This window comes from Streptomyces sp. BR123, assembly GCF_013401435.1.
Taxonomy (GTDB): domain Bacteria; phylum Actinomycetota; class Actinomycetes; order Streptomycetales; family Streptomycetaceae; genus Streptomyces.
Window position 1 is genome coordinate 18,470 of record NZ_JACBGN010000030.1, and the last position, 24,377, is coordinate 42,846.

Annotated in this window: 17 protein-coding genes; 12 read left to right on the top strand and 5 right to left on the bottom strand. The window is 74.7% G+C overall.

What is annotated here, in order from left to right:
• Window positions 1-29: 29 nt before the first annotated feature.
• From HYE82_RS07655 to HYE82_RS07665, 3 genes are all read right to left on the bottom strand, one after another.
• Entirely contained in the window at window positions 30-4,985 is a 4,956-nt protein-coding gene (locus HYE82_RS07655; RefSeq protein ID WP_179173179.1) for a DNA-binding protein, read from the bottom strand.
• A gap of 243 nt (window positions 4,986-5,228) precedes the next feature.
• Window positions 5,229-6,722 (bottom strand): hypothetical protein, encoded by a 1,494-nt coding sequence (locus HYE82_RS07660; RefSeq protein ID WP_218782362.1) that lies wholly within the window; start codon window positions 6,720-6,722, stop codon window positions 5,229-5,231.
• Window positions 6,723-7,058: 336 nt separating this feature from the next.
• On the bottom strand, window positions 7,059-7,847 hold the full coding sequence (locus HYE82_RS07665; protein ID WP_256987000.1) for an HAD family phosphatase: 789 nt from the start codon (window positions 7,845-7,847) through the stop codon (window positions 7,059-7,061).
• Between the two features lie 205 nt (window positions 7,848-8,052).
• On the opposite strand from HYE82_RS07665, the gene HYE82_RS07670 reads away from it, so the two are divergent.
• The 10 genes from HYE82_RS07670 to HYE82_RS07715 all read left to right on the top strand — a co-directional run bounded on the left by HYE82_RS07670 (window position 8,053) and on the right by HYE82_RS07715 (window position 19,431).
• Window positions 8,053-8,670, top strand: coding sequence for a GNAT family N-acetyltransferase (locus HYE82_RS07670; RefSeq protein ID WP_179173181.1), 618 nt, complete (start codon window positions 8,053-8,055; stop codon window positions 8,668-8,670).
• A gap of 182 nt (window positions 8,671-8,852) precedes the next feature.
• On the top strand, window positions 8,853-9,224 hold the full coding sequence (locus HYE82_RS07675; RefSeq protein WP_179173182.1) for an antibiotic biosynthesis monooxygenase: 372 nt from the start codon (window positions 8,853-8,855) through the stop codon (window positions 9,222-9,224).
• A gap of 7 nt (window positions 9,225-9,231) precedes the next feature.
• Window positions 9,232-9,942 carry a spermidine synthase gene (locus tag HYE82_RS07680; RefSeq protein ID WP_179173183.1) on the top strand — a complete coding sequence of 237 codons (711 nt, stop codon included), beginning with the start codon at window positions 9,232-9,234 and terminating at the stop codon, window positions 9,940-9,942.
• A gap of 252 nt (window positions 9,943-10,194) precedes the next feature.
• Entirely contained in the window at window positions 10,195-10,776 is a 582-nt protein-coding gene (locus tag HYE82_RS07685) for a putative glycolipid-binding domain-containing protein (RefSeq protein ID WP_179173184.1), read from the top strand.
• A gap of 139 nt (window positions 10,777-10,915) precedes the next feature.
• Entirely contained in the window at window positions 10,916-11,473 is a 558-nt protein-coding gene (locus HYE82_RS07690) for a DoxX family membrane protein (RefSeq protein ID WP_179173185.1), read from the top strand.
• Window positions 11,474-11,761: 288 nt separating this feature from the next.
• Complete coding sequence (locus HYE82_RS07695) at window positions 11,762-13,048, top strand: phenylacetate--CoA ligase family protein (protein WP_179173186.1); 1,287 nt, start codon at window positions 11,762-11,764, stop codon at window positions 13,046-13,048.
• A complete protein-coding gene (locus tag HYE82_RS07700) occupies window positions 13,045-14,511 on the top strand; it encodes an MFS transporter (protein ID WP_179173187.1) in 1,467 nt (488 codons plus the stop codon). The genes HYE82_RS07695 and HYE82_RS07700 overlap by 4 nt, the downstream gene beginning before the upstream one ends.
• Window positions 14,508-15,653, top strand: a complete 1,146-nt coding sequence (locus tag HYE82_RS07705) for an N-acetyltransferase (protein WP_179173188.1) — start codon at window positions 14,508-14,510, stop codon at window positions 15,651-15,653. The genes HYE82_RS07700 and HYE82_RS07705 overlap by 4 nt, the downstream gene beginning before the upstream one ends.
• Window positions 15,650-16,819, top strand: coding sequence for an acyl-protein synthase (locus HYE82_RS07710; protein ID WP_179173189.1), 1,170 nt, complete (start codon window positions 15,650-15,652; stop codon window positions 16,817-16,819). The genes HYE82_RS07705 and HYE82_RS07710 overlap by 4 nt, the downstream gene beginning before the upstream one ends.
• A gap of 2 nt (window positions 16,820-16,821) precedes the next feature.
• Window positions 16,822-19,431 (top strand): acyl-CoA reductase, encoded by a 2,610-nt coding sequence (locus tag HYE82_RS07715; RefSeq protein ID WP_309144232.1) that lies wholly within the window; start codon window positions 16,822-16,824, stop codon window positions 19,429-19,431.
• On the opposite strand, the gene HYE82_RS07720 is transcribed toward HYE82_RS07715, so the two are convergent.
• A complete protein-coding gene (locus tag HYE82_RS07720) occupies window positions 19,428-20,087 on the bottom strand; it encodes a MerR family transcriptional regulator (RefSeq protein WP_179173190.1) in 660 nt (219 codons plus the stop codon). The genes HYE82_RS07715 and HYE82_RS07720 overlap by 4 nt on opposite strands.
• 129 nt (window positions 20,088-20,216) lie before the next feature.
• Here HYE82_RS07720 and HYE82_RS07725 point away from each other — a divergent pair, with 129 nt between their 5' ends.
• Window positions 20,217-21,695 (top strand): DUF3533 domain-containing protein, encoded by a 1,479-nt coding sequence (locus HYE82_RS07725; protein WP_179173191.1) that lies wholly within the window; start codon window positions 20,217-20,219, stop codon window positions 21,693-21,695.
• A 78-nt stretch (window positions 21,696-21,773) separates the two neighbouring features.
• Here HYE82_RS07725 and HYE82_RS39225 read toward each other — a convergent pair whose 3' ends face one another.
• Window positions 21,774-22,295: a histidine phosphatase family protein gene (locus HYE82_RS39225; RefSeq protein ID WP_309144233.1), complete on the bottom strand. Its 522-nt coding sequence runs from the start codon at window positions 22,293-22,295 to the stop codon at window positions 21,774-21,776.
• Window positions 22,296-22,917: 622 nt separating this feature from the next.
• Between HYE82_RS39225 and HYE82_RS07735 the strand changes: the two genes are divergently transcribed.
• Complete coding sequence (locus HYE82_RS07735; RefSeq protein ID WP_179173192.1) at window positions 22,918-24,285, top strand: cytochrome P450; 1,368 nt, start codon at window positions 22,918-22,920, stop codon at window positions 24,283-24,285.
• Window positions 24,286-24,377: the final 92 nt, after the last annotated feature.

The following is a 24,377-nucleotide window of genomic DNA, read 5'->3' on the forward strand; positions in this document are numbered from 1 at the left end:
CCGGGAGGCGGCACCCGGGCGACGGGGGCTCAGCGGCGCCGTCCACGCCGTACCTTCAGCTCCCCGAACCGGGGCACATCGCCGTCGCGGACCCGCTGCCAGGCCCGCCGGTAGAGGGCGGCGACCGGTTCGGCCGGGACCAGCACGCCGAGGAGCGGCACCCGACCGGCGAGCAGCCCGTACATCGGCGTCTTCCACTCCTCCAGGGGCAGCGAGGGCGAGTCGGGCTCCACCCAGCCGCCGGGGAGGAACAGGGTGCGTCCGGCCCGGGTTCGGGCGGCCGTGACCACCAGGTCGGTGGCGGCCAGTTCGGCGCGGGCGGCCTTGAGGCGGGCCGGCTTCCAGCCGGTCCACCGGGCCGTGTTCCGGTCGGTGGGATCGGGCATCGCCAGCAGCATCAGGTACAGCACCGCCGCGTCCGCGCCCAGGCCGTACGCCGCCCGTACCTCGGCCACCAGCTCCGGCACCGACCGGCCCGGGTCCTGCGGCCACCACGTCCCGTCCTTGTCCGCCGTCCCCGCCGCCGGGGCACCCGGGTCGGCGAGGAGCGACGCGAACCGCGGCTCGTGGACGCAGCGCAGGGCGGCCTCCACCGGCAAGGGCCGCTGGTCGGTGGGGCGCAGCAGCGGCACGTACGGGTCGCTGCCGGTCGAGTCCAACAGGCTCGGCCGCAGCGCCGGCACGGAGGTCCCCTCGGTGAGGGGCAGGACCACCGCTCCGTACTCCTCGAAGTGCTCGGACGTACCGGTCGGCGCGCCGGCGGCCCTGCGGAACTCCGCCGGGGCGGTGAACGCGCCGATCTCCAGCAGCAGCTGCGGGTGGGCGAGCCGCTGCCGTACGGCGGTGAGCGCCGCCGGCAGGAGGGCCCGGAGCGGGTCGCCGGCCGGCAGCCGGTGGGCCAGCCAGGCGGCCATGGCCACGGCACCGGTCAGCACCTCCGGGGAGAACGCCCCGGCGTCCGGCACCCGGAGCACCGCCCGCCCGTCCCTGACCTCCCACGGCACGTCGGTGCTCAGCTGCGGGGCGGCGGCCGGGTCGAGCACCGCGGGCAGGGAGCGCAGGGCGGGCCACCAGGTACCGACGCCCCGGTGGGCTTCGTTGGTCAGCCACTCCGGGACCGGGACGCGGCGGCCGACCCGCCGGTTCCACACCTCGGCGGCGGCGGCCACGTCCGGGCCGTCGGTCCACAGCCGGGCCGGGTCGGCGGGCAGCAGGGCCGCGACGAGGGACCGGCGCAGGTCGGCGGCGAGGCCCTTGAGGTCGTCGCGTGCCACGGCGGCGTCGCCGGCCTTGACGCCGATCGCCTCCCGCTGTCCTGCGGTCAGGAAGCTGTGCTCGTGGTGGTCCACGGCGGGCAGGCCGGCGACCACCAGCCGGGCCAGGGTGCCGGACACGCCGGTGAGCCGGGCGAACTCCTCGGCGGCCGCCGGCCGCCCGGGGGCGGGGCCCCGCAGCGCGGCCTCGTCGAGGAAGCGGGTCAGCCAGTCGGGCCGGCGCCCGGGGTCGCCGAGGAGGGTGTGCCGGCGCAGGGTGTAGGGCCCCGGCACCGTGAACCGGCCCGCAGGGTCGTACTGGACGGCCTCGAGCTCGAAGCCGTCGCCCGTCGGCTCGCAGTCCCAGCCGGTGGCGAGGAAGGCCCCGCCGCCGAGGGGGAGGATGCTGTTGCGGTACGGATGGCGTGCGGTGACCGGCTTGTTCAGGAGCTCCCGCCGGGCCAGGTGGATGCGGGCCAGGCGCCACCGGCCGCCGGCCGCGGAGGCCAGGCCCAACCGGTCGACCTCACGCAGCAGGGCCAGCAGGGCTTCGCGCTGCTCATCGGCGATGCCTGCGGCGACCGCCCGGTAGGCGAGGACGGCCGGCTGCTCCAGCAGCCGGTGCCAGGCCAGCAGGGTGGACGGCAGGCACGGCATCTGGGTGTGCAGCAGGCCGGGCTCGGCGGCGGCACCGGTGTCCGCACCGGCAGCGGCGAAGGCGGACAGGTTGCGGAAGACGTTGTCCTCCTGACCGCCGCCCCAGCCGTAGTGGACGGCTCCGGTCAGTCCGGACAGCGCCTGCTCCAGCAGGTGGTCCGAGGGGCGAGGCGGGGTCTGCCCGCCGTCCGCCCCGCCCCGGGTCCCGGAGGCGGGGCGCGCGCAGAAGGCTTCCAGTGCTGCCCGCTGGTCCAGGGCGAAGCGGACCCAATCGGCGACGCCCCGGACCAGTACGGGATCGGTGATCTGCGGCAGCGCGTCCCGGACCGGGGCGGGCAGCATGTCGGTCCCCTCGGTGCCGTCCGCGGTGCCTGCGGCTTCCCGGGCTGCGGCGGCCGCGGCGAGCAGTGCCGCCGCGGCGTCCCGGTCCACGGCGCGCAGCGCCGCCGAGCCCTCGGGGTCGCGCGGGCGCAGGCAGAACCAGTGTCCGGCGGGCGGCATGTCGTTCACGCTGACGCCGGCGGCGGTGCGGTGGCGCGAGCAGGCCGTGACCACGCCGTCCGGGTCGGTGAGCCGGAAGTACTGCCCGTACCCGGACAGCGCGCGCGGACGCTCGTCGCCGGGGAAGGTGACCGCGGCGAGCGGGAGTCCGCCGCCCTCGGGGACGGAGACGCTGCGTCCGGCTGTGTCGCAGGCCCGCCGGCCCTGCCCGGGCACCTCCGCGACGCGCCAGCCGAGGAGGCCGTCCACGGGTGCGCCGAGCACCGAGCCCGCGACGGCGGGCGCGGGCCGCAGCCAGCTGCTGTCGGCGCACAGGGTGCTGCCCTCGGGCAGGCCCTGCACGGCGTCGGCGAGGAAGCCGGGCAGGGAGCGGCGGCCCAGGGCGTTCCGGGCCGGGTCGTAATCGGCCCAGCCGGCGGGCTCGTCCGCGCTGTCCCAGGCCCAGTACGAGACTCCGTCGGACAGGATCGGGCGTTCGTCCGGCAGCGCGGTGTCGCCACGGTGCAGGACGCCCGCGCCGGTGGTGAGACCGCCGTCGGCCAGCGGCAGGGCGGTGTGCCGGGGGCTCAGCCGCCAGGGGTCCTTGCCGGTGTCCACGGTGAAGACGCGGTCGGGGGCGGTGTGCCAGTAGCCCTGCGCTTCCCTGTCGCCGTACGAGGGCCGCCAGCAGACCAGCAGCGCCCCGTCGACGTAGTGGAAGCCGAGGTGGCGGCTGGCGGTGCCGGGGGTGCGCAGGTCGTGCACCAGAACGGTGGAGTGGGCGTCGATCACCCGCACCTGCCGTTCGTTGGCCACGATCAGGTGGGGCCAGGCGGCGACCACGGTCAGGTCGCGGTGGACCCGGCGCGGCGCCAGCTCGTCGACCGCCTCCTCCCAGGCCGGCCAGGTCAGTTCCTCGAACAGCCCGCCGTTCAGGGTGCGGGCCAGCAGGGACTCGACGTCGGTGGCGGCAGCGGCGGCCACTTCCTCCTCGGCGAGGGCCAGTGCCTCGGCGGGCAGCCAGGTGAGGCGGCCGAGGGCCTCCGGTATCCCGGGCAGTCCGGTGTCGGCGCAGGCCAGGGCCACCTCGCGGACCCACTCGGCGAGCATCGGGCGGCCGCCGGGCGACTCGGCCAGGCGCAGGATCACGTCGTGGGCGGACTCGTTGCCGCTGTAGATGTACAGGGCACGCTTGAAGGCGGGCCGGAACCGCTCGTCGGCAGCGAGCCCCAGGAGGTCGCACGGCTTCTCCCGGGCCGCCCAGTCGGCCAGGTCGAGCACATCCCGTTCCCCTGGTGCGGCGACGGGGATGCCCAGGGAGAGGAGCCGGTCGAGCAGGGCGATGTCCTGGATGCCGATCCTCAGGGCTGGCTCCTCCCGGCCCGGCGCGGCCAGTTCGGCGCGCAGCCGGTCGGCCGAACGCTCCACCACGTCGAGCAGGAGCGGCAGCTCGGACCGGGCGCCCCAGCCGGCGTGGCGGGCCGCGTGGAACCGCTCCAGCCAGCCGCTGGTGCCGTCGGCGCAGCGTTCCGCGGCGGCGGGCGCCTCGGAGGCCAGTGCGGCGGTGGCGCCCGCTTCCTCCAGGACCTCCAGCCACAGGGCGGCCATCTCGCCGTTGTCATTGCCGCACTCCGGCACGAGGGACAGCAGGGCGCCGCGCACGGCGGGCTCCCGGCGGGCGAGGGCGGCCAGCGCGGCCCTGTGGGCCTTCCACCAGGCGGCGTTCGCCCGGGGGAAGGCGGGCAGCGGCAGCAGCTCGGCGAGGTACTCCTGCTCGGCCTCGGCCGGGTCGAGTCCTGCCGCGCGGGCAAGGCGGCGCAGGGGGGCGGCAGCCTGCGCCGAGGGCGCCATCCCGCCGACGGTGCGGCGTATGCACAGGCGGCGGAAGCGCTCGTACGCCTCCGGCGCGGGAACCCGCGCCTCCAGTTCCTTGCCGTGGCCGGTGAGCACCCGTACCGGGAGGGCGCCGGCCAGTGCGAATTCGAGGAGGACGGCGTCGAGGCGGTCCTCGTCGACGGGGAGTCCGTGGCTGGTCTCGCTCTTGCGGGCCCGGGCGAACAGCTGTGCCGCGAACGCGGGGTTGTCGGCGGCGAGGAAGAGGCGTGCGGCCTCCTCGCAGACGAGGGGCAGGAAGTGCGGCAGGGAGCCGGCCAGCCGCTCCGCCAGGTCGTGGCAGGCTGCCAGGGCGGCCTTGGGCCTGCTCCTGGCCTGGTGGGCGATCCGCTCCAGTTCGGGTACGAGGGCCAGGGCGTGGTACCCGTCCTGCGGGTGGTGGACGAGCAGCCACTCCGGGAATCCGAGGGTCCGGCGGCGGCCGAGGCCGACCGCGGCCGGCTCGCCGTCGGGCTCCAGGCCGAGGAAGCCGACGGCGAGGTCCTCGGCCGCGCCCAGTTCGGCGGCGGCGAGCCGGACCACGACTCGGCCGTCGTCGGCGAGGCCCGGGTGGCGGTAGGCGCGGGCGGTGAGCTCCACGGCCTCGGGCCCGGCGTCGTCCGTGCCGTACGGGAGGACCGCGCCGGCCTTGAGCAGCAGTTCGGCCTCGCTCGCGCAGTCGCGTCTGCCCGCCGTGGTGCTGACGGTGGTGCCGACGGTCATGTGGGTCCCGCCCCCTTCGGTCGTTGTGGCCGAAGTACGGTGCGGCGGCCCCCGCGTCCCGAGCATCACCCCCTGAGCTGCGGTACGGAGGGACTTTAGCGCCCCCCACCGACAGCGGTGCCGCCCTGCCGGTCAACGGGTGAGGGGCGGTACGGGCGGCGGGGTGTGCCGTCCGTACCGCCCCTCTCAGGGACCGCCGGGGTGAGCTCGGGTCAGCTCGCGGTCAGCTCGCGTCAGCTCGCATCAGCTCGCGGTGCGGCCCGAGACCAGCGGCCACTCGCGGTTGAGGGATCCCAGCGGGATCTTGCGCTCGAACAGCGGGGTGCCGAAGAGGGACAGCTGGAGCTGGAGGTTGCCGCTCAGGTCGAAGCCGCCGTAGAGGGCCCACGCGCCGCTGACGGAGGTCTTGCCGTCGGTCGAGGCGGAAGCCTTGGCCTCGGCCTCGCCGCGCAGGTACGGGGCGAAGTCCGCGGAGACGCCGACGGCCCCGTACAGGCCGATGGACGCCTCGGCGCCGAGGGCGCCCTTGACCTTGCCGGAGGCGGTGACCTCGGCCTTCACCGGGGTGCTCTTGACGTTCGAGGTGCTGACCGGGCTCCAGCCCTTGCCGGTGGCGTAGCTGCCGCCGACGCGGAAGTCGCCCTTGACGTCCTGGCTCACCTCGAGCGTGACGCGGCCGTCGGCTTCCACCTGGACGTAGCAGGTGAGGTCGAGGTTGACGACGACGGGGACGGGGCCCACCTGGATGACGGGCGCCGCGTGCAGCTTCGCGAACGGGATCCGCTTGGGCGATCCGGTGCTCGCGGCGGCGTGCCCCTTGAGGCTCCACTGCGAGGACCAGTCACCGCTCATGCCGAGGAAGGCCGTGCGCGGGCCGACGCCGCCCGAGCCGTCGTAGGCGAACTCCACGGTCGGGGCGAGCTGGACGAATCCGTTGACCGAGGCGCCGGCCGAGACCGGGGCGCCCGGTGCGGTCTCGATCGGCGCGTTCACGTCGAGCCGCAGGTTGCCGAGGGGCAGCTTGGCGCCCTCGGGGCCGAACTTCATGCCGCCGGTCTTGGCCCAGGAGAAGTCGACGCCCTTCATCAGGGGCTCGACCGTGATCGCGGACGGGTCGACGGGGACCTTGCCGTCGGCCTTGTCGTCGTTCAGGACCGAGGCCAGCGTCGTGGGGGCCGTCTTGACCTCGGTACCGCGGTCGGTCTTCCCGACGACCTCGGTGACCTTCGCGAGAAGGCCGTTGGGGGCGCCGGGCGCGGGGGCGCTGGCGATGACGTCGCCGACGGCGACCGGCTTGTCGGCCGCCGGGGCCTGGCTCTGGCTCTGGCTCGGCGAGGCCGACGAACCGGGCGCGTTCTGCGGGGCCTTGGAGCTCGGGGGGTTCTTCGTGGGGGCAGAGCTCTGCGGAGCCGGGCTCTGCGGAGCCGGGCTCTGCGGAGCCGGGCTCTGCGGAGCCGTGGCTATGACGGCCCGGCCGGTCTTCTGGTCGAAGGAGGCGACCTTCAGCGCGGACTTCTCCGGGGTGCCCTTGCCGGCGCCGACCCGGGCGATCTCCACCGGTGCGGGCGCGCCCTGCGGAGCTGCGGCCACCTCGAGCTGCTGCGTACCGTCGGCCACAGGGGTGGGGTTGGCCGGGTCGGCGGGGGCTGCGGCACCGGTGTGCGTGGCCGAAGAGCAGCCTGTGACGGTGAGCGCCAGGGTGGTTATGCCGGGCAGCAGGAAGCGTCTGGCGAGCATGCGCACGTACGTAAGACCTTCTGGTTGGGGGGAAGTTACGCTACCGACAGGTAACGTGAGAGGTGATCATGCCAGGCATGTCCACCCCAACGCACCACAACGGCGATATCCGGCCACCCCGCCCGGAGTGTCACGATCGACAGCCTGTGCGCCGGGCCGTCGCCGTACGTAACGGATCGCCCCGCTCCGGCCGAAGAGCACCCGGGGACCGTACGGCGCATCCCCGGACCTGCGTCCTGCGCCCGCGTCGGAAGTCGGCGCAATCCACTGCGTGTTGCCGTACGCGCCGCCGCGGCCGGCCACCGGCCCACCCGGTGGACGGCCGCGGCTCCCGCGTCACTCCAGCCCGGCCTCAAGGGCGGCCGCGAGCGCCTCGTGGGACGTGAACACATGGCCTTGGAGGCCGAGTTGGCGTGCGGCTGCGACGTTCTCGGCGCGGTCGTCGACGAACAGGATCTCCTCGGCGGGCAGTCCGAGTTCGCGAACGCACCACCGGTATGCGGCCGGTTCGGGCTTCACGCTGCCGATCCTGCAGGACAGGCCCACGACCGCGAACCGGTCCAGCCAGGGCTGGGTGGCTTCGTACCGGGCGGCGAGCTCCTCGGGGATGTTGGAGAGGAGCCCGAGGACGGTGCCACGGTCGGCGAGCACGCCCAGCAGGTCCACGCTGCGCTGGTCGACCTCGCTCCAGCTGGCGAGGTCGGCGGCGATCAGCTCCTCGGTCTGCCGGTCGTCGAGCGGGACGTCCAGCTGCGCGCAGACGCCCTGCCAGTACGCCGGGCCGGTCACGTCGCCCCGGTCGTAGGGGGCGCGCCGGGACCAGTACGCCTCCCAGAAGCGGTCGGGCTCGGCGCCGGCCGTGCGCTCCAGTACCGCCCGGGACTCGGGCGACTGGAGGCGGGCGATGACACCGAACATGTCGAAGAGAACGGCTTTCACCTTTCGCGGTCCCATCTTCTCGGGCTCCTCGCCTTCCTTGTGTTCCTTGGCGTGGTTGCGGTGGTCGCGTGGTTGCGGTGGTTGCATTCCGTGCGCCGCGGGGGCGTTCGTGTGCAGCCACGGGCCGCGGGCGGCACACGCGACGGCGGGTCCGAACAGCACCAGGGGTACCGTCTCCGCTTCCATCGCACCGATCACCGCGCCGAGCAGCGCAGGCCGAGCGGTGCGACGAGGACCGTCCCACGGCCATGGCAGCCCGGCAGGCGCAGGCGGCCGTCACCGTGAGCCGGCTCCCGGGCGGTCGACGCACTGCGGGACCGGGGCGTGGACGTACTGCGTCCCGGACCGGACGAAGACCGGGAGGAGCCGGGGGCACTGGCATGATGCCGGGATGATCGTTTCCATACCCGACGTCGTGCCCCCGGGCCGCCTGGCCGGGGCCGGGCATCCGGTCTTCTCCCTGCCCTGCGGCCTCCGACTTCGCCCATGGGCCCGCGACGACGCCCCCGTCCTCGCGGCGTCGTGCCACGACCCGGACGTCCAGCACTGGAACCGCCCCGGACACCTGACCCTGGACGCGGCCCGCGAAAGGATCGCCCGGTGGGAGGAGCGCCGGCAGGCCGAGGAGGCGGTGATCTGGGCGATCGCCGAGCCGGACGGCGACCGCCCCGTCGGCCTCATCGGGATGGCCGACGTCGACCTGCGCGACGGCAGCGCGGAGTTCCTGTACTGGCTGCTCCCCGCGGGCCGCGGCCGCGGTGCCATGGTCGACGCGGTGGCCCGGGTGAGCCGCTGGGCGCTGGAGGACCTGGGCCTGCACCGGCTCCGCATCACCCACTCCGTCGCCAACGCCGCCTCCTGCGCGGTGGCGACGCGTACGGGCTTCGCCCTCGAGGGCACGCTGCGCAGTGCGCTGCTGCACGCGGACGGCTGGCACGACGAGCATCTGCACGCCCGGGTCCAAGGGGATCCCCCGCCCGTGGAGCAGGCGGGCCGGGAGGCGAATTGACCGGTGATCGAGGAGCCTCTTTGCACCCTGCCGGGGGCCACCCGGCGCTTTGGGGTGCGCAGTGGGCGTGAGGGGGCCGATGCCGCGGTCAGGAAGCGTCCATGACGGACCGTGGGGTGTGGCGCACCGGCCCACATCCCACGGCTCGTCGCCCGGCACGACACGACGAGAGGACTCGGGACATGTTCGCTGTGATCTACCGGTGGCGGCTCCGCGAGGGCATGGAGCAGCAGTTCGCCGACGGATGGCACCGGGTGACGGCCGCGATCCACGCCACGTGCGGCAGCCACGGGTCGCGGCTGCACCAGGCCGACGACGGGACGTGGGTGGCGTATGCGCGCTGGCCCGACGAAGAGACGCGAGCGCAGTGCGCGGAACCCGACCCGGACGGCCTGGCGATGATGCGGGAGGCCGTCGCCGAGGGCTTCCCGGAGACCCGGATGCTCATCGTGGACGACATGCTCGACGAACCGGACGCCGCCGGCGCACACCGTCCTCAACCGTGGGCACACCGGCCCGGCAGCCCGGAACACCCGTCGCCGGACCTTCGTTGAACCCCTCATGAAGGCATCTGTCACACCGGAGACCCCCGAGACGCTGGACCGCCGGGAAGGCCCGTTCGGCGAGGTCGTACTGCGGCGACGGGGCACCACGTACGAGATCATCGCCAACGGCTGCTTCCTGATGGACACCTCCGACGGCCGTTCGGAACGGCTGCTCGTCGACGCCGCGTACCTCGCCCTCGACCCGCCGCCGGGCGCCCCTGCGCCGTCGGTGCTGATCGGCGGGCTCGGCGTCGGCTTCTCCCTCGCGCACGCCGCCGCGCGGAAGGACTGGGGCCGGATCGCCGTCGTGGAGCGGGAGGCGGCGATCATCGAATGGCACCGGACGGGCCCGCTCGCCACGGTGTCCGCCGCGGCGCTCGCCGACCCGCGGACCGAGATCCTGCACACCGACCTGGTGGCCTACCTGACGGACTCCGCCGACCGGTACGACGCGCTCTGCCTGGACATCGACAACGGCCCCGACTGGACGGTGGACGAGGACAACCGGGGGCTGTACTCCTCCGCCGGACTCACCTCGTGCCTGGACCGGCTCCACCCGGGCGGGGTCCTCGCCGTCTGGTCGGCGCAGCCGTCCCCCGCCTTCGAACAGGACCTGCGCGACGCGGGGTTCGCCTCGGTGCGGACGCGGGAGGTCCCCGTGGCTCGCGGCGTCCCCGACGTGGTCCATCTGGCCCGCAAGCCTGCCGACGGCGTCCCGGCCGGGTAGTGGGTTCACTCCGGCAAGGCGAAGACCGGACATGGTCGTGTGCGCAAGGGCGAACCAGGGCAGGGCCGACCGGCCGACCGGCCGACCGGCCGACCGGCTGACCGACTGACCGGCTGACCGGCTGACCGGCTGACCGACAAGAAGGTGGCCGGGCAGCCGCCGGCACGCGCGGCACCTTGGGCCTGGCTGTGTGGAACAGCGCCTGACACCGGCCGAAGGCGACCGCAGCCCCGGGTCGGGGATGATCGGGGCATGAACGATCTCGTGCACTTCACCCGGACCTGGCGCATCTCGGCCTCCCGGGGATACGACACCTCGTGGGGCGGGTTCACCGGGGACGCGATGCACGCGCGGGGCCGGGCCATGGCGCTGGAGGGCGGGCCCTACTGGGTTGCGTACGAGCTCCGGACCGGGCCCGGCCACGTCACCCGGTCGCTGCACGTGCGCGTGGACGGCCCCGGCGATGAGGTGCGCGAAACGGAGCTGCTGCGGGACGCGGGCGGCCGGTGGACCGTGGACGGGCGCGAACGACCCGACCTCGACGGGGCCGCCGACTGCGACCTCGGGCTCTGCCCGCTGACCAACACCATGCCCGTACGGCGCCACGGGCTGCACCTGGCCGGTGCGGCCGGTCCCGGGCGGCGTTTCCTCATGGCCTGGGTGTCCGTGCCCGACCTGGCCGTGGTCCCCTCCGAGCAGACCTACACGCCGCTGGGCGGGGGCCGGGTCCGCTATTCGTCCGGCAGTTTCCGCAGCGACGTGGCCTTCGACGGCGAGGGGCTCGTGCTCGACTATCCGGGACTCGCCACCCGGCTGGCGGACAGCGGTACCTGACGCACAGCCGGCCCTCGGCCCGAGGCGGCCGGTCCGCCATTCGGTGGGGCTCCGCCGGCCGCACGGTGTGGGACCGCGGGGGCTCGGGGGGAACGGACCGATCCTGCGGGGAGTGCCCCTCGCCCGAAAGGCCTCCCCCATGCCGCTGACCCGTCGCAAGGACCTCGGGCTGCTCGCCCTGCGCCTCGGAGCGGGCGGCGTGCTGATCGCGCACGGCACGCAGAAGCTGTTCGGCTGGTTCGGCGGGGGCGGTCTCGACGGCACCGCCCAGGCCATGGAGCACATGGGCTTCACTCCCGGGCGCCAGAGCGCGATGGCGGCCGGGCTCGGCGAGGCGGGCGGCGGCGCGCTCCTCGCCCTGGGCCTCGCGACCCCGGCGGCGGGCGCCGCCGCGGCGGGTGCCATGGCCGGGGCCGTTTCGGTGCACGCGCCGGCGGGGTTCTTCGCGCAGGGCGGCGGCTTCGAGTACCCGGCGTTCCTCGGCTTCGTCGCGGCCGCCCTCGGGGTCTCGGGTCCGGGGTGCTTCTCGGTCGACCACCTGACCCGGCACAGGCTGGACCGGCCCGCGGTCCTGCTGGCGGCCTTCACGCTGAGCGCGGCCGCCGCCACGGTGGTGGTCAGGCGGCGCATCGCGGCGATGGAGACCGCGGAGGCATCGGCGGGCCGGCAGAACGGGCGCCCTGACAACGGCGCCTGAGTCCGGCGGCCGACGGGGCTGACCTGCGTCCGCATGCCGGTCAGAGGCCCGGCGACGCGAAATCTCATGGATTCAGGTCGCCCTGGCCGGAAATATTTGGCCAATTTGGCGGTTACCGGAATGATGTTCCATCATCGTGACTGCACGTCAGTTATCGGCGTGCGTCGAGGAGGCGGGGGCGCGGGGGTTCCCCCGCACCCACCATCGGCCGATGCGCAGGGGGCACGTGGCCCCTCCGCGCCCTGAGGTGGCTCCCGCCCCTGTTCCCGTTCTCCTAGGCAAAGGCCCATGTCCGCCCAGCAGCTCTCGGACCTCATACGTTTCGCCCGCCACAACTCACCCTTCTACCGGGACCTCTACGCGTCCCTCCCGCCGGACGCCGGCCGCCTCACCGACCTGCCGATCGTGGACCAGCAGGAGTTCTGGGCCGCGAACACCCTGCACGACAACCGGGTCCTGACCGGCCCGCTCAGCGAGGCCACGGTCTACAAGACCGGCGGCACCACCGGCTCCCCCAAGTTCTCGGTCTACACCCGCGAGGAATGGCGCACGTTCGTCGGCGCCTTCGGCCAGGGGCTCGTGGACACGGGCCTGCGCCCGGGGCACCGCGTGGCCGACCTCTTCTACGCCGGGGAGCTGTACGCCAGCTTCCTGTTCATCCTGGACTCCCTCGCCCACGCGCCCGTGGACAACGTCCGCCTGCCCATCGGCGGCGCGGCACCGCTGGAGTCGACGGTCCCCACGCTGCGCGACCTCGCCGCTCAGGTACTGGCCGGCACGCCGACCACCCTGTGCCGGCTGGCCGAGCACGTGGTCGCCGCCGGTGTCCGGCTCGACTCGGTGGAGCTGCTGCTCTTCGGCGGCGAGGCCCTGTTCGACGACCAGCGACGGCTGCTGGCCACCGCGTTCCCGCGGGCCGAGGCCCGCTCCGTCGGATACGCGAGCGTGGACGCAGGCTTGCTCGGCCGCCCGGTGCCCGGCCCCGACGCCCGCGTTCACCGGGCCTTCGCCCCGCACTCGGTCGTCGAGATCCTCGACGACACCACGGGTGAGCCCATCACCGAGCCGGGGCGGCCCGGCCGGGTCGTCGTCACCAGTCTGTTCCGGCGCCTGATGCCGGTCATCCGCTATCCGGCGGGCGACCGGGCCGAGTGGACGGGCACCGGGGAGGGCCACTTCCGGATCCTCGGGCGCGCCGAGGAGGGCGTGCGGGTCGGACCTGTCTCCCTCCACACGCAGGACGCCCAGCAGGCGGTGGCGGCGGCGGACACCGCCGGGCGGGTCGTCGGCATGCAGCTCGTCGTACGCCGCTGGGAGGGCCGCGACGGGCTCGTGCTCCGGCTGGCGACCGCGCCCGGGGACGCCGGCCGCGGTGACGGCGGGCCGGGCGGGCTGGAGGCGCTGGCCGACGCGGTCGTCACGGAGCTGGAGAGCGTGCGGCCGCTGTACCCGGACAGTGTGCGCGCCGGGTTCGTGCACCCGCTGTCCGTGGAGTGGGCCCGCCACCGGGACCTCGCCGTCAACCCGCGCTCGGGCAAGCTCGTCCGCGTCCTGGACGAGAGGCCGACCGCATGACCGCCACGCCCGTGACCGAGACGGAGGCCGGGGCCGGGATCGGAACCGGGGCCCGTGCCGCTGACCAGGGCCAGGCCCCGGATCAGGCCGCGGATCAGGCCGACGCCGGCGGACGGACCGGCACGCGGCGGCTGCCGCTGGTCCTGCGCAACCGTGCCTTCGGGGCCGTCTGGCTGGGCCAGGTCCTGACCCAGGGGGCCGTGCGCATGTTCCAGGTCGGCGTGTCCTGGTGGCTCGTCGCCTACGCCGTCCAGGACGCCGGCGGGCTGGCCTCCGGGCTGTTCATGGCCGTCTGCACACTGCCTGCCGTGGCCCTGGCGCCCGTCGTGGCCGGTGCCGTCACCCGGTTCGCGCACCGCTCGGTGCTGCGGACCGCCGCCGCCGCGGCCGGAGCCGCCGCGGCCGCCCTCGCCCTGTGGGCGCAGGGCAGCGGTCTGCCGGTGGCCGCCGTGTACGCCGCCGCCCTCGCCCTGGCCACCTGCCAGGCCTTCTTCGACCCGTGCCTGACCACGTCGGTGCCCGAGCTCGTCGACGACGCCGACATCGAGTCCGCCACCGGCTTCGAGCTGTCCACCCAGTCCCTGGCCGGCCTGGGCGGGGCCCTGCTCGGTGCCCTGGCCGTCGACCGGGCCGGGGTGGCCGGGCTGGCCGCCGGCTGCGCCGCCGCCTACCTGGGCGCCGCCCTGCTGGTCGCGACCGCGCGGTTCCGTACCACCGCGGCGGACCCCGGGCCGGCAGCCGCCGACGGCGGCGCCACGACCGACGGGCCGGCCGCGGTGCCCGGGCAGCGCCGTACGCTGCGGGGCATCCTCGGTGAACTGCCCTACGTACGAAACATCCTGATCTGCTTCACCGCGGCGAACCTCTTCACCGCCGCCGTGTTCGTCATCATCCCCCTCTACACCCGCTCCGTCTTCCAGGGCGGCGGAGGCACCGTCGCGCTGCTGGAGGCCTCCCTCGGCACCGGCGCACTCATCGGCGCCTTCACCGGATCCCGGGTCCCGGGCCGGCCCGCCGTCGCCGGCGCGTACTGCCTGGGCCTGATGGCGGTCGCGCTGGCCCTGCCCGGTCTGGCCCCGCTGCGTCCGGTGTTCGCGGGCTGCCTGGTCGTCTCCGGCTGGTGTGCCGGGGCCGTCAGCGTCCGCTTCGTCGCCCTGTTCCAGCGGCTGGTGCCCGCTGCCGACAAGCCCGGGTTCTTCGCCGTGATGCAGGCCGTGCTCGGCGCCTCCTTGCCGGTGGCCTCGCTGGTGTTCGGCTCGGCCGGCGACCACCTCTCGCCGCAGACGCTGTGCCTGGTGCAGGGCATCGGTCTGCTGCCCGCCGCCTGCGCCCTGGCCCTGCTCGGCCGGCGCCGGTCCGAAACCGCGGAGGCGGACACGGAGGCGGAGGTACGGGCGGAGGTACGGGCGGAGGCGGGCGCCGCCGGTGACGCGGCCGCCCGGTCGGCGGGAGGCACGCGGTGAATCCCGTCATCACCCCGGCCGCCTGCGCGGACATCGCCGAACTGCGCCAGCTCTACTACGCCGTCTACGGACCCCACTACCCCGTCGCCCTCGGCACCGACCCCGCCGAGATGGCCCGGCTCATCGCCGACCCGCACTCCCTGTGGCTCGTCGGCCGCTGTCCCGGCACCGGGGCGCTGACCGCCTCGGCCGCCATCCACGGCGAGGCCGGCAGCCGCATCGGCCGCCTGGAGGGCATCGCCGTGCATCCCGAGCACCGCTCCGGCGGTCTGGCCGCCGCGCTGACCGAGGCGCTGTGCGCCGGGATGCTGGACTCCGGGCGGCTGGACTCCGTGTACGCCACCGTCCGCACGGTCAGCGCCGGCCCGCAGCGCGTCGTCGCCCGCAACGGCTTCCGCCCGCTGGGCATCCTGCCCAACGCGGTGGATCTCAGCAGCCGCGAAAGCCTCGCTCTCTACGCGCGTCACTCGGCGGGGGTGCTCGACCGCCGGATACCCGTCGCCGAAGTGCCCGCCCCGCTGCTGCCGTTGCTGCGGACCGCCGAGACCGTCCTGGGCATCGGCTACCCGGGGGTCCGGGCGGCCGCGGCCCCGGCCACCCGGGCGCCGGCGGCGGAGGCCGCCACCCGGCTGGAGGTCATCGAGGCTCCGGCGTTCGTCCGGCGCCGGTTCCGCGACCACTTCCCCGGCGCCGAGGGCTGGTTCTACCCGCTGCACACGCCGAACGTGCTGCTCACCCCCGAGGACGGCCGGTTCGAGGTCTACGCCTACCTCAACCGCGCCGGGGGCTACTGCTCCCTGCTGACCGCCCACCCCGACCCGGCCGCGGCGGCCGCCCACCTCGAACCCGTCACCCGGGCCCTGGCCCGCGCGGGCGCCGGATACGTCGAGGCCCTTGTGCCGCTCGCGCACCAGGAGGCCCTCGCGGCCTTCCTGGCCCAGGGGTTCGTCGCCGGCGCCCTCTACCCGGCGATGCGCGCGGACGGCCACGGCTTCCACGACTACGTCGTGCTGTCCCGCTCCACCGAGCGGATCGACTTCCGCGGAGTCGCCGTCGAACCGCCCCTCCAGCCCTACCTGGACTGCTACGTGTCGGCCTGGGCGTCGACCCATCTGCCCACATCACCCGAGGTTGCCCCGTGAACCCCCATCTCGCCCCGGTCGGCGTGCCCGACCCCGCCCTCCTGCCGCACGTGCAGCAACTGTGCGACCTGACCGACCCGTACGCGTACGGGCCCGCCGAGGACGAGCTGTTCGCCGCCGCCATGGCGGAGATCAACGCCTGGCACACCGAACGGTCCCCGTTCTTCCGCTCGTTGTACGCGTCCACACCCGCGGCGGAGGGCGACGAGCCGTACCGGACACCGCTGGTCCACGCGAACTTCTTCAAGCGGCACGAGGTGCTGTCCATCCCGCGCGAGGACGTCGAGCTGCACCTGACCTCCTCCGGCACCACCGGCCAGAAGTCGCAGATGTTCTTCGACCACTGGACGATCCGCTCCGCCCAGCGCATGGTCGCCCGCATCTTCGAACGCAACGGCTGGATCACCCCCGAGCAGGAGGTCAACTACCTGCTCTACAGCTACGAGCCGGCCCCCTCCCTGAACCTCGGCACCGCCTTCACCGACAACTACCTCTGCGACTTCGCCCCGGCGCGCAGCGTCGAGTACGCCCTGCGCAACACGGGCGGCGGCGCGGGCGGTGACCACGAGTTCGACCCCTTCGGCTGCATCGCCGCGCTGCGCCGCTTCGAGCAGGACGACGCACCGGTCCGCATCCTCGGCTTCCCCGCCTTCCTGTGGTTCACCCTGGAGCGGATGCGGGCCATGGGCATGCCGCCGCTGCGGCTGCCCGAGGGCTCCCTCGTCGTCCTCGGCGGCGGCTGGAAGGGACACGCCGACCGGCAGATCGGCAAGGAGGAGCTGTACGCCCGGGTCACCGAGCAGCTCGGCATACCCGGCGAGCGGATCCGGGACACCTTCGGCTCGGTCGAGCACTGCATCCCGTACATCGAGTGCGAGCGGCACCGGCTGCACGCGCCCGTCTGGTCGCGGGTGACGATCCGCTCCACGCGCACCCTGGAGCCGCTGCCGTACGGGGAGCGGGGCTACCTGCACCTGGTGTCGCCGTACATCACGTCCGTGCCCGCGCAGAGCGTGGTCATGGGCGACCTGGCCTCCCTCCGGCCGGGGGACGCCTGCGGGTGCGGGCTTCGGACCCCCTGGTTCACCGTCCACGGCCGGGCCGGGGTGAGCCGCAACCGGAGCTGTGCGGTGGCCGCCGCGGAACTGATGAAGGGAATGGCGTGACCGTGACCACGACCACCGGCGAGAACATGAGCCTGAACGAGACCATGACCGTGCCCGTGCCCATGACCGCGTACGAGAACGGCGGCGGGCCGACCGCCGCCGCACCGCACTTCTGGCAGGGCGCCTTCATCGGCGACGAGGAGGCGGGGCGCCGCCTCGCCGGGCTTCCGGCCGCGGTCGGGGCCGCGCTCGCCACCGTGCTGGAGACGGGGACCGTCCTGGCCGCCTGCGACGCCCTGGCCTCGGCCCTCCTCGACCCGGAGCACCCCGTGCACGCCCGGCTGGCCGGGCACCTGCCCGAGGACGAGGACCCGACGGCGCTGCTGGCCGAACTCGGCCGCCACCTCGGCCGCCGGGAGCTGACGCGCAAGCTGCGCCGGGAGCTGGGCAGCGCCGCGCCCGGCAGGCTGAACCGGCCCGATGCGCGCGAGGCGGTGTACGAGGCGTGGGCGCCGGTCGGCATGGTCGCGCACATCGCCCCGGGCAACGCGGCCACCGTCGCCCCGCTGAGCATCGTGGAGGGCCTGCTCGCCGGGAACGTGAACGTCCTCAAGACCAGCAGCGCCGACACCCTCTTCGCCCAGGCCCTGATGGCCGAGCTGGCCGCCCTCGACCCCAGCGGGGCACTGGCGGCGCGGATCGTCGTCCTGCGCTTCGGGTCCTCCCGGCAGGAGTGGCTGCGCCTGATGTGCGCGCCCGCGGACGCCGTCGCCGTCTGGGGCGGGGAAGCCGCCGTCGAGGGGGTGGCCGCCCATGTGCCGCCCGGCTGCCGGCTGGTGGAGTGGGGGCACCGGATCTCCTTCGCCTACCTGACCGCCGACGCCTGGTCGGAGCCGGGCACGCTCGACGCCCTCGCCGAGGACGTGTGCCGACACGAGCAGCAGGCCTGCTCCAGCCCGCAGGTGGTCTACCTGGACACCGACGACGAGGCCGAGGTCTTCGCGTTCGCCGAGCACTTCGCCGGCGTCCTCGCGGCCCGGTCCGCGGCGAGCCCGCCGCCCGGCGCCGCGGACGCGGACCGGGAGCCGGCCGAGGAGGCGGAGCTGACCACCACGGAGCTGGTGGCCAGGCTGGAGGAACACCTCGGCCTGACCCGGGTGTTCGCCGCGGCCGACGGTTCGTGGCGGGTCATGGCGGACACCCGGTCCCCGCTGACGGCGTCCCCGCTGCACCGCAGCGTGTGGGTCAAGCCGCTGCCGCGCGAGCGGATGATCGCGACCCTGCGTCCGATGCGCCGCTACCTGCAGACCGCGGGCATCGCCGGCACCCGGACCGACACGGCGGAGCTGGCGCGCACCGCGCTGGCGGCCGGCGTCACCCGGGTCACGCCCGTCGGCGCGATGCTGGAGAGCTACGCGGGCGAGCCGCACGACGGGGTGTACGCGCTGCAGCGCTACAGCCGGCGTGTCGCGGTGCAGGCCGACCCGGCCCGGTTCGCGACCACCGCCTGCCTGGACGACCTGGCCCGGCCCGTCGTCCTGCCGGTACCCGCCGGCCCGCTGCTCGGCAAGGAGGAGGTGCAGGAGCGCAACGGCCGCGTGGGCCGGGCCGACGCGGAGCTGTACTTCCACAGCGGCGGCAGCACCGGCGCCCCCGCGCTGTCGCTGTTCAGCTACGACGACTACGACACGCAGATGCAGGCCGCGGCCCGCGGCCTGCTCGCCGCCGGCTACGACCCGGTCGGGGACCGCACCGCCAACCTCTTCTACTGCGGCGGCATGTACGGCAGCTTCATCAGCTTCTTCTCCATCCTGGAGCGGCTCGGCGGGGTCCAGCTCCCGCTGGCCGCCGGACCCGACCACTGGGCGACCGCACAGGCGCTGATCGACCGCGGGGCGAACACCCTCTTCGGCATGCCGTCGTACCTGTGGCAGCTGCTGCACGCGGAGGCGGACGCCCTGCGCGCCTACGGAGGCCTGCGCAAGGTGTTCTACGGCGGCGAGCACTTCACGCCGGAGCAGCAGCGCACGCTGAAGGACGAGTTCGGCATCGAGGTGGTCCGCTCCATCACCTACGGCAGCACCGACCTGGGCCCGCTGGGCTACCAGTGCACCGAGAGCTCGGGCGGCGTCCACCACCTCCACGCCGACCTGCACACGATGGAGATCCTCGACCCGGACGGGGACCGGCCGGTCGCGCCGGGCGAGACGGGCCGGCTGGTGTTCACCACGCACGCCCGGCGCGGCCAGCAGCTGGGCCGGTACGTCATCGGCGACCTGGGGCGGGCCGTGCCCGGCCGCTGCCCGTGCGGCAGCCACGCACCGCGCTTCGAGCTGCAGGGCCGCACCGGGGACGTGGTGCGGGTGGCGACGTACTTCCTCAACCACCGCCGCTTCCTGTCCCTGGCGGAGGAGCAGGGCGGCCACCGCGGCGAGCTGCAGATCCTGCTCGGCAACGGGGAGGCGCGGGAGCGGCTGACGGTGCGCGTGGAGGGCGCAGCCGGGACGGACCCCGAGCGGCTGCGCGAGGTCTTCCTGGCCGGCTATCCGGAGCTCCGCTCGGCGGTGTCGGAGCGGCTCCTGGACCTGGTGGTCGAGGCGGTCGACGGCGCGTCGCTGGACCGCAGCCCCACCAGCGGCAAGCTCCGCTCCGTGGTGGACACCCGCCGCTAGGCCTCGGGGCCCTCGGTCGTGATGCGGCGGCGGACCTGGTCCTCCTGGGCCAGGCGCCGCAGAAGTTCGAGCACGGGGGCGGAGAGGGCGAAGACGACGACCGCCTGCTCCGCCAGCGCCGCCGACTCCCGGAAGGCGGCGGCGCGGCTCAGGTCGAGGCGGGCGATGGAGTCGGCCAGCTCGGCGTAGGGGAGGAGGCCGTCGGGCCGGTACCCGGCGTCGAGCCGCCGGAGCTGCTTGAGCGCGGCGGCGAGCCCCCGGACGTGCGGGGAGGTGTCGGGGACCTGCCACTCCATGGCCGCGATCAGCTTCTCGACGTCCTCCCGGGCGGCCGCCTCGGCCTCCGCCTCCTGGCCGGAGTCCCCGGCCGGCGCCTCGGCCACCGGTACGGGCAGGGCGTAGCTGATCGCGCCGAGGGCGGCGTCGGTGGTGTCGGCGCGGTCGACCGCGGCGAGCACCTCGCGGGTGGCGGCGATGGACAGCCCGCCCAGGGTGGTCAGCGCCTTGATCAGTCGGAGCCGGTGGACGTGCTCCTCCCCGTACTCGGCCAGGGTGGCGGCCGTGGCCCGTCCGGCGGGCAGGAGCCCCTCCCGGCGGAAGTACTTGATGCTGGCGACCGGCACGCCTGTGCTGCGGCTGAGCTCCGAGATCCTCATGGGCTACCTCGTGGTGGTGCGGTCGGGCTTCCGACGCCGTCGATTGGACACTCCAAGAAGATACTGCCACTATCTAGCACTGGATACCTTGAATATCCAACTACTCCATGTAATCACCCTGGAGCCGCCATGTCTTCGCCCCAGCCGTCCGCCCCGCCGCCCTCCTCCGCCCCCTCCGAGCGGTCCTCCGTCCTGCGCAGCCCGCGGCTGTGGCTGGGCACGGGCGCGATCCTCGCGGCGGTCTCGACGCTGTTCGCGCTGCTGTACGTCGGCGGCAACGTCAACCCCAAGGGCAACCTGCGCGACCTGCCCGTCGCGCTGGTCAACAACGACCGGGGCGCCGACTCGGGCGGCAAGCGCGTCAACTTCGGCGAGCAGGTCGTCGCGGGGATCCAGAAGTCCCCGGCGGCCAACCGGAGCATCTCCTGGCAGGTGCTCAGCCGCGAGGAGGCCGACAAGCGGCTCGGCCAGGGCAAGCTCTACGGCGCGCTCGTCGTGCCGGAGGACTTCACCACGTCGGTGTCGGCCCTGACCGCCCCGCCCGCCCAGGCACAGGGACAGGCCCAGGGCCAAGCCCAGGGGCAGGCGCACGGGCAGACGCAGGCGAAGCCCCAGGCGCCGGGCCAGACCCAGGGCCAGGCTCCGGCCCAGCCGCAGGGCCAGGGCCAGGCCCAGCCGCAGCCGGTCCGCCCGAAGCTGACGGTGCTGACCAACCAGTCGGCGGGCAGCTTCGGCTCCTCCATGGCCTCCCAGGCGACGCAGCAGGCCGCCCACGCCGCCTCCGCGCAGCTCGGCAAGGAGCTGCTCTCGCGTGTGTCCGCCCAGGGCGCGGCCGCCGCCCAGCTTCCCCCGGCCGCCAAGCTGATGCTGGCCGACCCCGCCGCCGTGGAGGTCGCCGACGGCCATCCGGTCGGCGCGCGCAGCGCGATGGGCCTGAGCGCGTTCTACTACGCCCTGGTCCTGCTGGTGTGCGGCATGCTCGGCGCCAACGTGATCACCTCCCAGGTCGACAACGCGCTCGGCTACCTGCACACCGACTACGGCCCGATCCGCCGCCGCACCCCGGTCCGGCACACGAGCCGCGTGCGCACCCTGGCCATCAGCACCGTCCTCATGCTGGGCCTCTCGGTCGTCATGGGCTCCCTCGTCGAGGCCACCACCGTGGGCCTGCTGGACATGGACGCCTCCCACCTGGGCCTGCTGTGGCTGTACTCGGTGGCCACCATCGCGGTCGTCGGCATCAGCGGCCTCGCCCTGCTGGCCGCCTTCGGCACGCCGGGCATGCTGGTCTCCACCATCGTCTTCATCGCGATGGCCGTCCCGTCGTCCGGTGCGACCGTGCCGCTGGAGGCGCTGCCCGGGGTCTTCCGTACGCTCGCCGAGTTCGAGCCGCTGCGGCAGCTCACCGGCGGTCTGCGCTCCATCCTCTACTACGGCGCGCAGGGGGATGCGGGCCTCACCCGGGCCTGGGCCGCTATGGGGATCGCGCTCGCCGCCTCCCTGGTCTTCGGCTTCGGCACCACCCGCCTCTACGACCGCAGGGGCCTGCACCGCATCCCGCAGCCCGCGCAGTCCCCCGACGCCGCCGCGGCCCCCGCGGCGGCCTGACCGGACGCGCCGACCCGCACCACCGGCTCCCCCTCGGGCCGCGCCCGTTCCCGGGCGCGGCCCGACGCGCGTTCCGGGTCAGTCGCGGGGCGTCCAGAGCTCGGCCAGGCGGGCCGCCTTCCACGCCAGGCTCCCCCAGCTGCCCTTCACGGTCAGCACGGCGACGGCACACGTGGGGAACTTGTCGTTCAGGCCGGCCACGAGCGGTTCCGGCCCATCGCCGCACAGTCCCACCGCGAGCTCGTGCACGGCCGGGTTGTGACCGACGACGAGCAGGCCGGTCAGCTCCTCGGCCTGCTCCCCCAGTACGCCGAGCAGTTCCTCGGCGTCGGCCTGGTACAACCGGTCGTCGAAGACGGTGGGCGGGGGATCGGCGAGCGCGGGGAGCATGAGCTGCCACGTCTGCCGGGTCCGCCGGGCCGGCGAACACAGCGCCAGGCCCACTGCGAACCCGGACTCGGCGAGCCGGCGCCCCATCTTCGGGGCGTCGGTACGTCCCCGGTCCGCGAGTTCGCGTTCGAAGTCCTCGACGTCCGTGGTCTCTCTGGGCACTGCCTTCGCATGGCGGACCACCACGATCCGGCGCTCGATGTCCGGCACCCGTCCACACCTCCCGAGCCCGGCCCGCCGGTCTCCCGCGCGGCCCCCGTTCCGGGCGCTGTTCGTCGTCGGCGGTCCGGGTCCGGAACCGCCCCCCTGCGTTTTCCCCGGCCGGCGGCGCCGCAAGCGCGGCCGAACGAAGGACCCCGGACTGTCCGGAACCCTCCACTTCGGCACCGGGCCGGTCCGCCCCCGTACGGGGGCGGCCTCGCCCTGGCCGCCGCCGCCCTGGCCGCCGCCGCCCGTGTCCGCCGGGGCCCGCGGCCTCGGCGGTGCGCTCGTCTCTGCCTGGGTCGATGACGTTCCGCCATCGCCGCGCAGACGGAGACGGAGACGAGGAGAGCGAGGCGGTGAGCGAGGCGGTCTCCCCTGTGAAGCGTGTGCCGAGGGGGTGCAGCCGTTTCTCGCCGGCTCCCGCATCACGGCCACGGACCGTGACGAAGGCGCGGTACCGGCCCTGGGCCGGCCGACTCGGGTGGGCCCCCTTGCCCCGGGCGGGGCTTGCAGAATCGATTAGCTGCATGGCGTTCGGAAGGCCGGGGCCACCCGTCGCTTACCGTGACCGGACACCGCTCCACAGCCGCCCCGGCCAACGTCAGACCCCCCGAAAGGTGATCGAGGCATGAGCCAGTCCACCCGGGCCGCCGACCGCGGACTCGACGCCCTCGGCGGCACCGCCGCGCCGGCCGTCGCCGGGGCCGCCGACAACATCCGCTTCCTCGCCACGCACACCCTGCCCGCCTTCGTCCGCGGGTTCGTCAACGCCCGCCCCACCGTCGTCAAGATCTATGCCGCCGTCGGCCAGCCCGCCTGGTCGGCGGCCACCCTGCGCGCGCTGCGCGCCCGCCACGGCGGGGCGCCCGTACTGCTCAAGGGCATGTCCGGGCCCATGCTGGTCCTCCTCGACGAGCCCGAACTCCGCCGGTTCTACGCAGAACCCGTCCGTACGCTGGCCATGGACTCGCCCGACAAGACCGCCGGCCTGTCGGTGCTGGAGCCCACCGGGGTCATCTGCTCGCACGGCGAACTGCGCGAACAGCGCCGGACGATCAACGACGAGGCCGTGGCCGCCACCGAGCCCGTGCACCCCTGCGGCCGGGACTACCTCGCCGTGGTCGCGGATGAGGCCCGGCGGCTCACCGCCCGCAGCGTCCTCGACACCCCGGCGCTCGAACGCGCGCTGCAGCGGGTGGCCCGCCGGATCGTCCTGGGCGACGCGGCCGCCGACGACCGGCAGCTCACGCAGTGGCTGATCTCGCTGCGCAACGAGGGCAACTGGATGGGCAAGCGGAGGAAGCAGGCCCAGGCGGCGCGCACGCTGTACGCCCAGGCCAACGCGCGGATCGCGGCGTACGCCGCCGAGGCGCCCGCGCACACCCTGGCCGCCCGGGCCCTCACCCACCCGGACCCGGACGGCAGCCTCGACCCGATCGGCCAGACCCACCACTGGTTCCTCGCCCTGGACGGGCTCGCGCCGGTCGCCGCCCGCACCCTGCTGCTCATCGCCACCCACCCGGCCGAGCAGGACGCCGTCCTCGCCGAGGTGTCCACCGTCGGCGGTCCGCTCCTGCCCCGTCTGCAGGCCTGCGTCCGGGAGTCCCTGCGGCTGTTCCCGCTGGTCCCGGACCTGGTACGGGTCACCCGGGCCGAGTCCACCTGGCGCGGCGCGTCCTACCCGGCGGGCACGTCGGTCCTGGTGCCCGCCCTGTTCCACAACCGCGACCCGTACCGGGTCTCCGCGCCCGACGCGTTCGTGCCCGGCCGCTGGCTGGCCCCGGGCGCGACCGGGATCCTGCAGTTCGCGCCGTTCAGCCACGGCGGCGGCCGCTGTCCCGGCGAGAACCTGGGCCTGCTGGTCACCACCGCCCTGTGCGCCGAGCTCCTGCGCGCCAACCGCCTCACCGGCGCCCGGCCCGCGCTGCCGTCCTCGGGGCCGCTGCCGCTGCTCGTCGACACCGCCGGCATCCGCCTGGGCCTCGTACCCCGCTGACCTCCCCGACGCCACCCGCTCCTTCCCGCTCTTCGACCGCCGAGCCGGAGACCGCCGGCCGGCCGAAACCACGAGGCCCCGATGACCGACAC